Raw genomic sequence first — 12397 nt, forward strand, 5'->3', positions numbered from 1 at the left:
ACTCAGAAGTGAAACGAACATGCGCCGATGATAGTGTGAGGTCTCCTCATGCGAAAGTAGGTCATCGCCAGGGTTTTATTTAAGTGAACCTTTTTAGATTAAATACAATCAATAAGGTCACTAAGTGTTTTACAAATAGTGTAAAAGCGTACAGGCTGGCGTAGCTCAGTTGGTAGAGCAACTGACTTGTAATCAGTAGGTCCCGGGTTCGATTCCTGGTGCCAGCACCATCTAAGTAGAAAAGGATGTCAACTAAAGATGTTGACATTCATTTCATCTTAAAAGACAATAGCGTTCTTTTTGGAGGGGTTCCCGAGCGGTCAAAGGGATCAGACTGTAAATCTGACGGCTCTGCCTTCGAAGGTTCGAATCCTTCCCCCTCCACCAGTTAAATGTAGAAAAGTTAGAAAGCGGGTGTAGTTCAATGGTAGAACTTCAGCCTTCCAAGCTGATAGCGTGGGTTCGATTCCCATCACCCGCTCCATAATTGTAGTATTAATATTTGCTTGTTCATCAAGAGTCAGCAAGCTGATATGTTAAGCCCACATAGCTCAGGCGGTAGAGCACTTCCTTGGTAAGGAAGAGGTCGTTGGTTCGAGTCCAGTTGTGGGCACCATGTAAATATCAATTAGCAAACGGGGAGACTTTCCGATGGCGAAGGAAAAATTTGAGCGTAAAAAACCACACGTAAATGTGGGAACGATTGGTCACGTAGATCATGGTAAAACTACTTTAACTGCTGCGATTACAACAATCATGGCTAAAAAGTATGGTGGTACTGCTAAAGCGTACGATCAGATTGATGCTGCACCAGAAGAAAGAGAACGTGGAATCACCATTTCTACAGCACACGTAGAATATGAATCTGCTAACCGTCACTATGCACACGTGGATTGCCCAGGACACGCTGACTATGTTAAGAACATGATCACCGGTGCTGCGCAGATGGACGGAGCAATATTGGTAGTATCAGCTGCTGATGGCCCTATGCCACAAACCAGAGAACACATTTTGTTATCTCGTCAGGTTGGTGTTCCTTATATCGTTGTATACATGAACAAAGCAGACATGGTAGACGATGCAGAGTTATTGGAACTGGTTGAGATGGAAGTACGTGACCTGTTAAGCAGTTACGAGTTCCCTGGTGATGATATTCCAATTATCGTTGGTTCAGCGTTGAAAGCTTTGGAAGGCGACACGAGTGAAATTGGTGTACCTTCAATTGAAAAACTGGTTGAGACATTGGATTCATACATACCTGAGCCAGTACGTAATATTGATAAATCATTCCTGCTGCCGATTGAAGACGTATTCTCTATCTCTGGACGTGGAACAGTTGTTACTGGCCGTGTTGAGAGTGGAATCGTTAAAGTTGGTGAAGAAGTTGAGATTGTTGGTATCCATGATACTCAGAAGACAATCTGCACAGGTGTTGAAATGTTCCGTAAACTTCTTGATGAAGGACGTGCAGGGGATAACGTAGGAGTGTTGCTACGTGGAACCAAACGTGACGAAGTTGAGCGTGGACAAGTATTAGCTAAACCAGGTACAATCAAGCCGCACACCAAGTTTGAAGCTGAAGTGTACGTATTGTCAAAAGAAGAAGGTGGACGACATACACCATTTTTCAACGGATATCGTCCTCAGTTCTATTTCAGAACTACTGACGTAACAGGTACTTGTGATCTTCCATCTGGAATTGAAATGGTTATGCCAGGAGATAACGTACAATTAGTTATTAATCTGCATGCACCTATTGCGATGACAGAAGGTTTACGTTTCGCAATTCGGGAAGGTGGCCGTACAGTAGGCGCCGGTGTTGTCGCTAAAATAATCGAGTAATTATAATGAGTAGCAATCAAAACATTAAAATAAGATTAAAATCCTTTGATCATCGGTTGATTGACTTATCAACTCGAGAAATCGTTGAGACAGCTAAGCGTACAGGTGCACAAATTCGTGGCCCTATACCTTTGCCTATCAGAAAGGAAAAATTTACTGTATTGACTTCACCGCATGTGAATAAAGATGCAAGAGATCAATATGAATTACGTACTCATAAACGCCTGGTCGTTATTGTTCATCCAACTGAAAAAACAGTAGATGCATTGATGAAATTGGATCTGGCTGCTGGGGTTGATGTTCAGATAAGCCTTGATGACTAAATGTTAGGGTGAAGGATATTAAAGAGGTGTTACAATGATGATCGGTTTATTAGGCCGTAAAATCGGTATGACGCGTGTCTTTACAGCGGAAGGAGTTTCAGTTCCTGTATCTGTTGTAGAAGTGCACCCAAATCGTGTTTCTCAAGTTAAAACTGCTGATATTGATGGTTATTCAGCTGTTCAATTAACTGGCGGAACAAAAAAAGCAAGTAAAGTAAGTAAGCCTATGGCTGGTCACTTTGCCAAAGCTGAGATTGAAGCTGGTGATATGCAAATTGAATTTCATATTGAATCAGAAGACGCCTATACATTGGGGCAGGTTATTTCTGTAGCTGATGTATTCAGCGCAGGTCAATATGTTGATGTTTCAGGTGTTAGTAAAGGTAAAGGCTTTGCTGGTACTGTTAAACGATATAATTTCAGAACACAGGATGCAACTCACGGTAACTCCAGATCGCATCGTGTACCAGGTTCTATTGGTCAAAACCAGACTCCAGGTCGTGTGTTTAAAGGCAAAAAAATGGCAGGACACATGGGGAATGTACGTTGTACTACTCAAAGCCTGGAACTTGTTCGTGTTGACGCTGAGAGAAATTTACTACTGATTAAAGGTGCTATTCCTGGAGCTCCAGGTTCACGAGTAGAAATTAAGCCTGCGACCAAAAAGCAAGCAAGAGGTGAGTGATGGAAATTACTACTATAGATACAAAAGCTCAATTACAACTTAATGAAGATGTTTTTGCATATGCATATAATGAAGGCTTAGTACATCAAGCAGTTGTAACATATATGAATAATGCGCGAAGTGGTAATAGCGCACAAAAAACACGCTCTGAAGTTAGAGGTGGTGGAAAGAAACCATGGAACCAAAAAGGTACTGGTCGTGCTCGAGCAGGAACCATTAGAAGTCCGATTTGGAGAAGTGGTGGAGTAACTTTCGCATCGAAAAAACGAGATTACTCACAAAAACTTAATAAAAAAATGTACAAACGTGCATTACGTAGTATAATCTCCGAACTTTGTCGTACAGGCAACCTGGTAGTCGTTAGTGATTTCCAATGTGAGAGCCATAAGACTAAAGATTTCATCACGAAAATGACTCAGATGGATATTAAAAGTGCTCTGATCATTATGAATGAAGTTGGTGAAAGTGAATATTTAGGTTCTAGAAATCTAATTGACTACGATATCTGTGATGTTACAACTATAGATCCTGTTTCCTTACTCAGATTTGAAAAAGTTGTTGTTACAGAAGCTGCAATTAAAAAAATTGAGGAACAGTTACAATGAATGCTGAGAGATTGATGATGGTTCTTCGTGAACCACATACTTCTGAAAAGGCTACTGTCATGGCCGATAAGTTTAAGCAGTTCACTTTTAAAGTATTGAAAACTGCAACTAAAACTGAAATTAAAATGGCTGTTGAGCACATATTTAATGTAAAAGTTAAGCATGTATCTGTTGTCAATGTTAAGGGTAAATCAAAACGCTTTAAGCAAACCAGCGGTAAAAGAAGTGACTGGAAAAAAGCATTTGTATCCCTTCACGCTGATCAAGATATTGACTTTACAGTTACCGAATAAGGCAGATTAAGATGGCACTACTAAAATCGAAACCGACTTCGCCTGGTAAACGCGGCGAAATACGTGTTGTTCATCACAATATCCATAAAGGAAAACCACATGCATCATTAGTTGAAAAACTAAAGAAGAGTGGTGGAAGAAATAACCAGGGTCGAATAACAGTACGACATATTGGTGGTGGACAACGTCAAAAATATAGACTTGTAGATTTCAAACGCGATAAAGACGGAATTGCAGGTCGAGTGGAACGATTAGAGTACGATCCTAATCGGACAGCACTAATTGCACTGATTGCATACACTGATGGTGAAAAAAGATATATAATCGCCCCAGCAAATCTTGAAGTAGGATCTACTGTACTTAGTGGTGCGGATTCTCCAATCAGCGTAGGAAATTGCCTTCCGCTAAAAAATATTCCAGTAGGTACTACAATACACTGCGTAGAAATGAAAGCAGGTAAAGGTGCCCAGATGTTAAGAAGCGCTGGATGTAGTGGACAGATTGTAGCTAAAGAAGGTATATACGCTACTTTGAGATTACGTTCTGGTGAAATGCGTAAAATACACGTTTTATGCCGAGCAGTAATTGGAGAAGTAAGTAATAGCGAACACAGCTTACGTTCTTTAGGAAAAGCAGGTGCAAAACGTTGGAGAGGTATAAGACCAACTGTTCGTGGTGTTGCTATGAACCCTGTTGATCACCCACATGGTGGTGGTGAAGGTCGTACTTCTGGTGGACGTCATCCTGTTTCACCTTGGGGTGTTCCAACTAAAGGTTATAAAACCAGAAGTAATAAGCGGACTGATGGCTTTATTGTCAGAAGACGTAAAAAGAAATAATTATTGAGAGGATATCAAGTGGCTCGTTCTATTAGAAAAGGTCCATTTATTGACCATCATTTGATCAGCAAAGTAGAAGCTGCAATCGAATCAAAATCAAAAAAACCAATTAAAACCTGGTCTAGACGTTCAACAATCGTTCCTGAAATGATTGATTTAACAATTGCTGTGCATAACGGCAAAGATCACGTACCTGTATATATTACAGATAATATGGTTGGTCACAAACTAGGTGAGTTTGCCATGACTCGTACATTCAAAGGCCACTCTGGAGACAGAAAGGCTAAAGGCAAGTAAGAGGATATGATGGAAGTTACAGCTAAGTTAAAAGGTGCTCCTTTATCCGCTCAGAAGGGCAGATTGGTAGCCGATATGATACGTAACATGAACGTATCTGGTGCACTTGATGTCCTCAAGTTTACACCAAAAAAAGGTGCTCAATTGATGTTGAAATTATTAGAATCAGCAATTGCTAATGCTGAAAATAATAATGGAGCAGATATTGATGATCTAAAAGTAGGTATGGTATGCGTTGATGAAGCAGCGACTTTAAAACGTATTAGTCCCAGAGCTAAGGGTCGAGCAAATAGAATTTGTAAACGTACCTGCCATATCACGATTAAAGTGTCTGACGAGGAATAGCAATGGGACAAAAAGTAAACCCGATAGGCATACGCCTTGGAATTATTAAAGATTGGAACTCTAAGTGGTTCGCTGGAAAACGCTATGCTGAGTTCTTAATTCAGGACATCAAATTACGTACTGAACTTAAGAAGAAATTAATGGCTGCTGCAGTGAGCAAGATTTTGATAGAGCGTCCTGCGAATAATGCTGTTGTAACAATACTAACTGCCAGACCAGGAATTATTATTGGTAAGAAGGGTGGTGGTATCGAAACATTGCGTAAAGAAATTTCTGCAAAACTTGGTGTACCAGTTCATTTGAATATTGAAGAAATCAAGAAACCAGAACTCGATTCAACTCTTGTTGCTGAAGGTATTGCCCAACAGTTGGAACAACGTGTTATGTTTCGAAGAGCTATGAAGAGAGCAGTTACATCAGCTCTTAAAGCTGGTGCTAAAGGTATTAAAATCTGCGTGAGCGGACGACTTGGTGGTGCTGAAATTGCTCGTTCTGAGTGGTATAGGGAAGGTCGTGTACCATTACATACATTTAGAGCTGACATTGATTACGGTACGGCCGAATCTAAAACTACCTACGGAATTATTGGTGTTAAAGTCTGGATCTTCAAAGGCGAAATATTGCCTCAAAAGAAAAGATTATCTGACAGCGCCCAGTGAGTGAGGAATAAGTATCATGTTGCAACCAAAGCGTACTAAATACCGCAAACAGATGAAAGGCCGTAATAGAGGTTTAGCCTTACGCGGTAGCAAAATTAGTTTCGGTGAGTTTGGTCTGAAGGCATTAGAGCGTGGACGTTTAACAGCTCGTCAAATTGAAGCTGCTCGTCGAGCTATGACTCGTCATATCAAACGTGGTGGTAAAATTTGGATAAGAGTATTTCCAGACAAACCAATCACACAAAAACCTTTAGAAGTCAGACAAGGTAAAGGTAAAGGTAGTGTTGAATATTGGGTAGCTCAAATACAACCTGGTAAGGTTTTATTTGAAATGGAAGGTGTATCAAGAGAGCTTGCAATGGAAGCTTTCGACCTTGCCAAAGCAAAACTTCCTTTCAAAGTAACATTTGAAGAACGGACGGTAATGTAATGAAAAAAATCGATGAATTGCGCAATTTGACTGTAGAAGAATTGCAAACTGAATTGCTTTCATTACGTAAAGAACAATTTAATTTACGAATGAAAAAAGCAAGTGGCTCACTAGATAAAACACATCTCATCACTCTGGTGCGTAAATCAGTGGCAAAAGTTAAAACAATGTTGACTGAAAAGGCAGGTAAGTGAAATGTCTACTAATAGTGAATCGAACGCCAGAACAATGGTTGGAAAAGTAGTTAGTGACAAAATGGATAAGACAATCGTAGTAATGATTGAACGTACTGTGAAGCATCCCAAGTATGGTAAAATCATGAAACGCAGAACTAAATTACATGCTCATGATGAAAATCAAGTATGTCAAATAGGTAATACTGTGAAGATCCGTGAGTCAAGACCGCTCTCTAAAACGAAAAGCTGGGTATTAGTCGAAGTAATTTCTTAATCAACTCGGTTGATATACTTTTAAAACCCTAAAAGGCCTGATATAATCAGCAACCTTTTTCTGGTCGAAATTAGAGCTGGAGAATATAATGATCCAAATGCAGACAGTGCTCGAAGTTGCTGATAATAGCGGAGCACGAAAGGTAATGTGTATTAAAGTACTTGGCGGATCACACAGACGGTATGCCCGTGTAGGTGATGTTATCAAAGTAAGTATTAAAGATGCGATACCAAGAAGTAAAGTTAAAAAGGGTGCTGTAATGAAGGCTGTTGTTGTACGTACTGCTCAAGGCGTACGTAGAGATGACGGATCTTTAATTCGATTTGATGGAAATGCAGCTGTACTTTTAAATAACCAAAACGAGCCCATTGGAACTCGTATATTTGGCCCTGTTACTCGCGAGCTACGAGAGAAATTTATGAAAATAATTTCTCTGGCTGCTGAAGTTTTGTGAGAAGGATTAAAGTATGAAACGTATTAGATCAGGCGATGAGGTAATAGTAATCGCCGGTAAAAGTAAAGGTCATGTGGGTAAAGTCCTACGAGTAATTGGTGACTCAGTTGTTGTTGAGGGTGGAAATTTAATTAAAAAGCATGTTAAGCCTAATCCTCAAAAACCAGAGAATAAAGGTGGAATTATTACACGTGAGGCTCCACTACACGTTTCAAACGTTGCTCTTTACAACCCTGTTACTAAAAAAGCAGATAAAGTAGGCTTTAAGTATCTTGAGAATAGCGGCGTTAGTAAAAAAGTTAGATATTTCAAATCTAACGATGAAATAATTGACCGTGTTTAATTAGGTGATTGAAATGGCGAGACTTAAAGAGTTTTACAAGAAAGACGTCGTCACAATGATGATGAAACGGTTCAACTATTCAAGTGTTATGGAAGTTCCACGAATACTAAAAATTACCCTGAATATGGGAGTAGGTGAAGCTGTTGGTGATAAGAAAGTTATGAATCATGCTGTAGAAGACATGACTCTAATTTCTGGTCAAAAACCAGTAGTAACAAAAGCAAAAAAATCACTTGCTGGATTCAAAATCAGGGAAGGTTGGCCAATTGGATGTAAAGTAACTCTTAGACGCGAACGCATGTATGAGTTTCTTGACAGATTGATTTCTGTTACTTTACCTCGTGTGAGAGATTTTCGCGGACTAAATCCAAAATCTTTCGATGGAACGGGTAACTACAGTATGGGAATACACGAGCAAATCGTATTTCCAGAAATTGATTTTGATAAAACAGATGGTATAAGAGGTTTAGACATTTGTATTACTACAAGTGCTAAAACAAACGAAGAAGCTAAAGCTTTATTAGAAGCATTTAATCTTCCATTGAAAGATAGAGATAGAAAATAAAAGGGTGAAATTGTGGCTAAAAAATCAATGCTTGTGCGAGAGTTAAAGCGTGGAAAACTGGTGGCAAAATACAGACAACGCAGAAACGAATTAAAACAATTGATTAAATCATCTGATGATTTCCAGGTAATAATGGAATGTCAGGCAAAACTAGCAAAATTACCAGTTAATTCAAATCCTGTTCGTCATAGTACTCGATGCCAGTGTTGTGGAAGGCCACACGCAGTCTATCGCAAATTCAGTCTGTGTAGAATTTGCCTCAGACAACAGCTTATGGTTGGCAATGTACCCGGCGGAAGAAAATCGAGCTGGTAAATTATTTTGATTGGAGAACGATTGTGAGTATGCATGATCCAGTTGCTGATATGCTGACTAGAATAAGAAATGGTCAACAAGCTAAACATCAGCAGATAACATTAGTTTCTTCTAAGTTGAAAGAAGAAATTGCTCGTGTTTTAAAAGAAGAAGGTTATATTGAGAACTTCTTTGTTGAAACATTGGACAATAATCTTAAGTCCATAACTGTAAAACTGAAGTACTATCATGGTAGACCAGTTATTGAGTTGATTAAAAGAATTAGCCGACCTGGACTAAGAGTTTATAAATCTTACAAAGATTTATCATCAATCCCTGGATTTGGTGTGGCTATATTATCTACATCCAAAGGTATAATGACTCATATATCTGCTAAATCAAAAGGTGTTGGTGGCGAAGTCATTTGTGAAGTGGCTTAATTCTTGCGAGGAATGATATGTCTAGAGTAGCAAAAGCCCCTGTTGTTCATCCTGCAAATGTTGAAGTAACATTTGTTGATGGAACAATCACTGTAAAAGGGCCTAAAGGAACACTAACCCAAAAAATTAACAGGTTAGTTAGTATTACTAAAAGTAAAGAGTCTAACCAATTAGAGTTTGCTCCTGCAGCAAATGATCCAAAGGCATGGGCTCAAGCTGGAACAGCTAGAGCATTGGTAAGCAATATGGTTCACGGTGTTACTGATGGTTTTACAGTAACTCTTGAATTGGTTGGTGTCGGTTATAGAGCACAGGCCAAAGATAAATCCATTACCTTATCTCTAGGTTTTTCTCATCCTATTGAATATGATTTACCAAAAGGTGTGAGTGTTGAGACGCCAAACAATACAACTATCGTGCTGAAAGGTGTTGATAAACAAATTTTGGGACAAGTAGCTTCTGAAATCAGAGCGTTCAGACCACCTGAGCCTTATAAAGGTAAAGGAGTACGGTACGCAGGTGAAGTAATTGCTCGAAAAGAAGCTAAAAAGAAATAAGGTATAAGTTATGAATAAGCAAAACTCGCGTGATAGACGTGGATTAAAAGCAAAAGCTTTAATCCGTAAATCGGGTAGAGCAAGATTAGTTGTTTATAGAAGCGGAACGCATATCTATTCTCAAATAGTTCAAGCTGATCAACTCGGTGATAAAGTATTGGTAGTATGTTCTACTAATGATAAAGAATTACGAGCCAGTTTATCTGGAAAATGCAAGGTAGAACAAGCTACTTTAGTTGGCAAGTTACTTGGTAAACGAGCCACAGAACAAGGCATTAGCCAAGTTGCATTTGATCGTGCTGGTTACAAATATCATGGCCGAGTGAAAGCACTTGCAGAAGGTGCTCGCGAAGCTGGATTAGATTTTTAAGGAACGATTATGGCATTCGAAGAATCACCCAAGTCAGATGGATACCAAGAGAAATTGGTATCAGTAACACGTACCGCAAAAGTTGTGAAGGGTGGACGTGTTTTTGGCTTTGCTGTTTTGGTCGTTGTTGGTGACGGAAAGGGTAAAGTTGGTTTTGGTAGAGGTAAGGCACGAGAAGTTCCAATAGCGATTCAGAAAGCTATGGATCAGGCTAAGAAAAATATGGTTTATATTCCTCTTTCTGGAACTACCATATTCCATGAAATTACCTGGAACTATGGCGCATCAAAAGTATTTATGAAGCCAGCTAGTGAAGGTACCGGAATTATTGCCGGTGGCGCAATGAGAGCAGTACTTGAAGTTTTAGGTGTTCAGAATATTCTTGCTAAAAGTATTGGTTCTACTAATCCAAGTAATATTGTCCGTGCGACTATTGGTGCGTTAACAAGCATTGGTACACCAGATTACGTTGCTGCCAAACGTGGTAAAACAGTTAATGAAGTAATGGCGGGCTAATTATGGAAAAGAAAATTAAAATAACTTTGGTAAAAAGTACCATAGGTAGAAAACCAAAGCATATTCATATTGCAAAGCAGTTAGGTTTAGGTAAAACAAATTCAAGTGTTTGTCATAATGACACACCAGCAATACGTGGACTTGTAAATGCAATTAATTACCTGCTGCTAGTCGAGGAGAGTGTATAATGAATCTGAATTCACTATCACCAGATCCTGGTTCAAGACCTCCGAAGAAACGTCTAGGCAGAGGAATTGGATCCGGTCTAGGTAAAACTAGTGGTAAAGGACACAAGGGTCAAAAAGCGAGAGCTGGCGGATTCCATAAAATTAATTTTGAAGGCGGTCAAATGCCAATTCAAAGACGTCTTCCTAAAATGGGATTTAAATCTCGTATAGGACGAACAGTCGATGAAGTGTGCCTGAGCGAACTTGCCAAATTAACTGCTGAAGTTATTGATCTAAACGTTTTGCGTGAAGCAGGACTAATTAACAGTTCAATAAAAGACGTAAAAGTTATTCTTTCCGGTGAGTTAACTACAGCCATCAAGCTTAAGGGTTTAAGAGTCACTAAAGGTGCTCGCCTAGCTATCGAAGGCCTGGGTGGCAGTATAGAAGAGTGACTATGAAAAACCAAAAACATAATGGTAGCCAATCACGTGGTGGATTGGCCGAACTAAAATCAAGATTGATATTTGTCATTCTCGGAATTCTAGTATATAGGTTAGGTGCTCACATTCCAGTACCTGGATTGGATCCTACCAAGCTAGCTAATTTCTTTAATGAGCAACAAAATACAATATTTGGCTTATTTAATATGTTTTCTGGTGGCGCATTATCTCGTGTAACGGTATTTGCTATTGGAATAATGCCTTATATTTCTGCTTCTATTATTATACAGCTCTTTTCTGTTGTTTCTCCCAAGTTAGAACAATTGAAAAAAGAAGGTGAGTCAGGACGCAGAAAAATAAATCAGTACACAAGATACTTAACCCTGTTGTTATCAATATTCCAATCATTAGGTATGGCTCGATGGCTGGCGGGACAACAGATAGCACTGCAACCGGATTTTTCATTTTACTTTACGGCAGTCGTTACATTAGTAACAGGAACAATGTTCCTAATGTGGCTCGGAGAACAGATTACTGAAAAAGGTGTAGGGAATGGTATCTCTTTAATCATCTTCTCAGGTATCGTATCCAGTATGCCTACTGCTATTGCCTCGGTTCTTCAACAGGTTAAAGAAGGACAAATGCAGGCATTGACATTGGTAGTAGTTGCTGTAGTTGTGGTTGTAGTAACTGGATTTGTAGTGTTCATGGAAAGAGCGCAAAGGCGAATACGGGTAAATTATGCTCAAAGAACGCAAGGTAGAAAGGTATATGCTGCTCAAACCAGTCATTTACCTCTAAAAATCAATATGTCTGGAGTAATTCCACCCATTTTTGCATCCAGTATTATATTGTTACCGGCAACTTTAGCTCAATTTTTTTCTCATAGTAAAGGGATGGGTTGGTTGTCTGATGTTGGAATGGCTTTGTCACCAGGTCAACCTCTATATTTGATAGTGTATGCCCTTGCGATTCTGTTTTTTGCTTTCTTCTATGCGGCATTGGTATTTAATCCGAAAGATACAGCAGAAAACTTAAAAAAATCTGGAGCTTATATACCAGGAATCAGACCAGGAGAGCAAACAACCAAATACATTGATTCAGTTATGACTCGATTAACCCTGGTTGGAGCTTTATATCTGGTACTGGTTTGTTTATTGCCTCAGATCTTAATGTATACATGGCATGTTCCATTTTACTTTGGTGGCACGTCATTGCTAATTATAGTTGTTGTTATTATGGATTTTGTAGCTCAGATACAAGCTCATTTAATGACCCAACAATATGATTCTTTAATGAAAAAGGCTAATTTTAAAGGTACGAAACTACCTGGTCTATTATGATTTTTATCGGAGTTCGGAATGAAAGTAAGAGCATCAGTAAAGCGAATTTGTCGCAATTGCAAAATAATTAAAAGAAGTGGCACTATACGAGTAATTTGTAAGGATGCCAGACATAAACAAAAGCAAGGTTAATATCT

The 12397-nt window shown here is 39.1% G+C and carries 24 protein-coding genes and 4 tRNA genes; all 28 read left to right on the forward strand.

Annotated features, from left to right (window positions below; all coding sequences use genetic code 11):
• Positions 1-154: 154 nt before the first annotated feature.
• Positions 155-230 (forward strand) — tRNA-Thr (locus Lqua_RS00005).
• Positions 231-302: 72 nt separating this feature from the next.
• Positions 303-387 (forward strand) — tRNA-Tyr (locus Lqua_RS00010).
• A gap of 23 nt (positions 388-410) precedes the next feature.
• A tRNA-Gly gene (locus Lqua_RS00015) sits at positions 411-484 on the forward strand.
• Between the two features lie 56 nt (positions 485-540).
• Positions 541-616 (forward strand) — tRNA-Thr (locus Lqua_RS00020).
• A 35-nt stretch (positions 617-651) separates the two neighbouring features.
• Positions 652-1842, forward strand: coding sequence for an elongation factor Tu (gene tuf, locus Lqua_RS00025; RefSeq protein WP_058472277.1), 1191 nt, complete (start codon positions 652-654; stop codon positions 1840-1842).
• Between the two features lie 5 nt (positions 1843-1847).
• Positions 1848-2165 carry a 30S ribosomal protein S10 gene (gene rpsJ, locus Lqua_RS00030; RefSeq protein WP_003633094.1) on the forward strand — a complete coding sequence of 106 codons (318 nt, stop codon included), beginning with the start codon at positions 1848-1850 and terminating at the stop codon, positions 2163-2165.
• Between the two features lie 34 nt (positions 2166-2199).
• A complete protein-coding gene (rplC, locus tag Lqua_RS00035; RefSeq protein ID WP_058472278.1) occupies positions 2200-2850 on the forward strand; it encodes a 50S ribosomal protein L3 in 651 nt (216 codons plus the stop codon).
• A complete protein-coding gene (gene rplD / locus Lqua_RS00040; RefSeq protein WP_058472279.1) occupies positions 2850-3455 on the forward strand; it encodes a 50S ribosomal protein L4 in 606 nt (201 codons plus the stop codon). Before rplC ends, rplD begins: the two co-directional genes overlap by 1 nt.
• On the forward strand, positions 3452-3748 hold the full coding sequence (rplW, locus tag Lqua_RS00045; RefSeq protein WP_058472280.1) for a 50S ribosomal protein L23: 297 nt from the start codon (positions 3452-3454) through the stop codon (positions 3746-3748). The genes rplD and rplW overlap by 4 nt, the downstream gene beginning before the upstream one ends.
• Before the next feature lie 11 nt (positions 3749-3759).
• Positions 3760-4587 (forward strand): 50S ribosomal protein L2, encoded by an 828-nt coding sequence (rplB, locus tag Lqua_RS00050; protein ID WP_058472281.1) that lies wholly within the window; start codon positions 3760-3762, stop codon positions 4585-4587.
• Between the two features lie 18 nt (positions 4588-4605).
• Positions 4606-4884, forward strand: coding sequence for a 30S ribosomal protein S19 (rpsS, locus tag Lqua_RS00055; RefSeq protein ID WP_018577115.1), 279 nt, complete (start codon positions 4606-4608; stop codon positions 4882-4884).
• A gap of 9 nt (positions 4885-4893) precedes the next feature.
• A complete protein-coding gene (rplV, locus tag Lqua_RS00060) occupies positions 4894-5229 on the forward strand; it encodes a 50S ribosomal protein L22 (RefSeq protein ID WP_028385540.1) in 336 nt (111 codons plus the stop codon).
• 2 nt (positions 5230-5231) lie between these two features.
• Complete coding sequence (rpsC, locus tag Lqua_RS00065; RefSeq protein ID WP_058472282.1) at positions 5232-5888, forward strand: 30S ribosomal protein S3; 657 nt, start codon at positions 5232-5234, stop codon at positions 5886-5888.
• Between the two features lie 16 nt (positions 5889-5904).
• The gene (gene rplP / locus Lqua_RS00070; RefSeq protein WP_058472283.1) at positions 5905-6318 is read left to right on the forward strand and encodes a 50S ribosomal protein L16; all 414 of its coding nucleotides are present in this window, start codon (positions 5905-5907) and stop codon (positions 6316-6318) included.
• Positions 6318-6512: a 50S ribosomal protein L29 gene (gene rpmC / locus Lqua_RS00075; RefSeq protein WP_028385537.1), complete on the forward strand. Its 195-nt coding sequence runs from the start codon at positions 6318-6320 to the stop codon at positions 6510-6512. The genes rplP and rpmC overlap by 1 nt, the downstream gene beginning before the upstream one ends.
• A gap of 1 nt (position 6513) precedes the next feature.
• Entirely contained in the window at positions 6514-6768 is a 255-nt protein-coding gene (gene rpsQ, locus Lqua_RS00080; RefSeq protein WP_028385536.1) for a 30S ribosomal protein S17, read from the forward strand.
• 88 nt (positions 6769-6856) lie between these two features.
• Complete coding sequence (rplN, locus tag Lqua_RS00085) at positions 6857-7222, forward strand: 50S ribosomal protein L14 (RefSeq protein WP_028385535.1); 366 nt, start codon at positions 6857-6859, stop codon at positions 7220-7222.
• A gap of 13 nt (positions 7223-7235) precedes the next feature.
• On the forward strand, positions 7236-7565 hold the full coding sequence (rplX, locus tag Lqua_RS00090) for a 50S ribosomal protein L24 (RefSeq protein ID WP_058472284.1): 330 nt from the start codon (positions 7236-7238) through the stop codon (positions 7563-7565).
• A 13-nt stretch (positions 7566-7578) separates the two neighbouring features.
• Positions 7579-8130, forward strand: coding sequence for a 50S ribosomal protein L5 (gene rplE, locus Lqua_RS00095; RefSeq protein ID WP_058472285.1), 552 nt, complete (start codon positions 7579-7581; stop codon positions 8128-8130).
• Between the two features lie 12 nt (positions 8131-8142).
• Complete coding sequence (gene rpsN, locus Lqua_RS00100; RefSeq protein WP_058472286.1) at positions 8143-8445, forward strand: 30S ribosomal protein S14; 303 nt, start codon at positions 8143-8145, stop codon at positions 8443-8445.
• Between the two features lie 29 nt (positions 8446-8474).
• Positions 8475-8864 carry a 30S ribosomal protein S8 gene (rpsH, locus tag Lqua_RS00105; protein ID WP_199741688.1) on the forward strand — a complete coding sequence of 130 codons (390 nt, stop codon included), beginning with the start codon at positions 8475-8477 and terminating at the stop codon, positions 8862-8864.
• Positions 8865-8881: 17 nt separating this feature from the next.
• On the forward strand, positions 8882-9421 hold the full coding sequence (rplF, locus tag Lqua_RS00110) for a 50S ribosomal protein L6 (RefSeq protein WP_058472287.1): 540 nt from the start codon (positions 8882-8884) through the stop codon (positions 9419-9421).
• A gap of 10 nt (positions 9422-9431) precedes the next feature.
• Entirely contained in the window at positions 9432-9791 is a 360-nt protein-coding gene (gene rplR, locus Lqua_RS00115; RefSeq protein ID WP_058472288.1) for a 50S ribosomal protein L18, read from the forward strand.
• A gap of 9 nt (positions 9792-9800) precedes the next feature.
• Entirely contained in the window at positions 9801-10307 is a 507-nt protein-coding gene (gene rpsE, locus Lqua_RS00120) for a 30S ribosomal protein S5 (RefSeq protein WP_058472289.1), read from the forward strand.
• 2 nt (positions 10308-10309) lie between these two features.
• Positions 10310-10495, forward strand: a complete 186-nt coding sequence (rpmD, locus tag Lqua_RS00125) for a 50S ribosomal protein L30 (protein ID WP_028385527.1) — start codon at positions 10310-10312, stop codon at positions 10493-10495.
• Positions 10495-10929 (forward strand): 50S ribosomal protein L15, encoded by a 435-nt coding sequence (rplO, locus tag Lqua_RS00130; protein ID WP_058472290.1) that lies wholly within the window; start codon positions 10495-10497, stop codon positions 10927-10929. Before rpmD ends, rplO begins: the two co-directional genes overlap by 1 nt.
• Positions 10930-10931: 2 nt before the next feature.
• Positions 10932-12260, forward strand: coding sequence for a preprotein translocase subunit SecY (gene secY, locus Lqua_RS00135; protein WP_058472291.1), 1329 nt, complete (start codon positions 10932-10934; stop codon positions 12258-12260).
• Between the two features lie 18 nt (positions 12261-12278).
• Positions 12279-12392 (forward strand): 50S ribosomal protein L36, encoded by a 114-nt coding sequence (rpmJ, locus tag Lqua_RS17765; protein ID WP_010946099.1) that lies wholly within the window; start codon positions 12279-12281, stop codon positions 12390-12392.
• The last annotated feature ends 5 nt before the right edge of the window (positions 12393-12397 follow it).

It is taken from the genome of Legionella quateirensis (assembly GCF_001467955.1).
In the GTDB taxonomy this organism is placed as follows: domain Bacteria; phylum Pseudomonadota; class Gammaproteobacteria; order Legionellales; family Legionellaceae; genus Legionella; species Legionella quateirensis.

Excerpts from the sequence above, each read along its gene's own strand:
- rplN (WP_028385535.1), top strand. The coding sequence starts at position 6,857 with ATGATCCAAATGCAGACAGTGCTCGAAGTTGCTGATAATAGCGGAGCA.
- rpsH (WP_199741688.1), top strand. The coding sequence starts at position 8,475 with ATGCATGATCCAGTTGCTGATATGCTGACTAGAATAAGAAATGGTCAA.
- rpmD (WP_028385527.1), top strand. The coding sequence starts at position 10,310 with ATGGAAAAGAAAATTAAAATAACTTTGGTAAAAAGTACCATAGGTAGA.
- rplE (WP_058472285.1), top strand. The coding sequence starts at position 7,579 with ATGGCGAGACTTAAAGAGTTTTACAAGAAAGACGTCGTCACAATGATG.
- rplO (WP_058472290.1), top strand. The coding sequence starts at position 10,495 with ATGAATCTGAATTCACTATCACCAGATCCTGGTTCAAGACCTCCGAAG.
- rplC (WP_058472278.1), top strand. The coding sequence starts at position 2,200 with ATGATGATCGGTTTATTAGGCCGTAAAATCGGTATGACGCGTGTCTTT.
- rplP (WP_058472283.1), top strand. The coding sequence starts at position 5,905 with ATGTTGCAACCAAAGCGTACTAAATACCGCAAACAGATGAAAGGCCGT.
- rpsC (WP_058472282.1), top strand. The coding sequence starts at position 5,232 with ATGGGACAAAAAGTAAACCCGATAGGCATACGCCTTGGAATTATTAAA.
- rpsJ (WP_003633094.1), top strand. The coding sequence starts at position 1,848 with ATGAGTAGCAATCAAAACATTAAAATAAGATTAAAATCCTTTGATCAT.
- rpmJ (WP_010946099.1), top strand. The coding sequence starts at position 12,279 with ATGAAAGTAAGAGCATCAGTAAAGCGAATTTGTCGCAATTGCAAAATA.
- rplV (WP_028385540.1), top strand. The coding sequence starts at position 4,894 with ATGGAAGTTACAGCTAAGTTAAAAGGTGCTCCTTTATCCGCTCAGAAG.
- tuf (WP_058472277.1), top strand. The coding sequence starts at position 652 with ATGGCGAAGGAAAAATTTGAGCGTAAAAAACCACACGTAAATGTGGGA.
- secY (WP_058472291.1), top strand. The coding sequence starts at position 10,932 with ATGAAAAACCAAAAACATAATGGTAGCCAATCACGTGGTGGATTGGCC.
- rpmC (WP_028385537.1), top strand. The coding sequence starts at position 6,318 with ATGAAAAAAATCGATGAATTGCGCAATTTGACTGTAGAAGAATTGCAA.
- rplR (WP_058472288.1), top strand. The coding sequence starts at position 9,432 with ATGAATAAGCAAAACTCGCGTGATAGACGTGGATTAAAAGCAAAAGCT.
- rplB (WP_058472281.1), top strand. The coding sequence starts at position 3,760 with ATGGCACTACTAAAATCGAAACCGACTTCGCCTGGTAAACGCGGCGAA.
- rplF (WP_058472287.1), top strand. The coding sequence starts at position 8,882 with ATGTCTAGAGTAGCAAAAGCCCCTGTTGTTCATCCTGCAAATGTTGAA.
- rpsQ (WP_028385536.1), top strand. The coding sequence starts at position 6,514 with ATGTCTACTAATAGTGAATCGAACGCCAGAACAATGGTTGGAAAAGTA.
- rplX (WP_058472284.1), top strand. The coding sequence starts at position 7,236 with ATGAAACGTATTAGATCAGGCGATGAGGTAATAGTAATCGCCGGTAAA.
- rplW (WP_058472280.1), top strand. The coding sequence starts at position 3,452 with ATGAATGCTGAGAGATTGATGATGGTTCTTCGTGAACCACATACTTCT.
- rpsE (WP_058472289.1), top strand. The coding sequence starts at position 9,801 with ATGGCATTCGAAGAATCACCCAAGTCAGATGGATACCAAGAGAAATTG.
- rplD (WP_058472279.1), top strand. The coding sequence starts at position 2,850 with ATGGAAATTACTACTATAGATACAAAAGCTCAATTACAACTTAATGAA.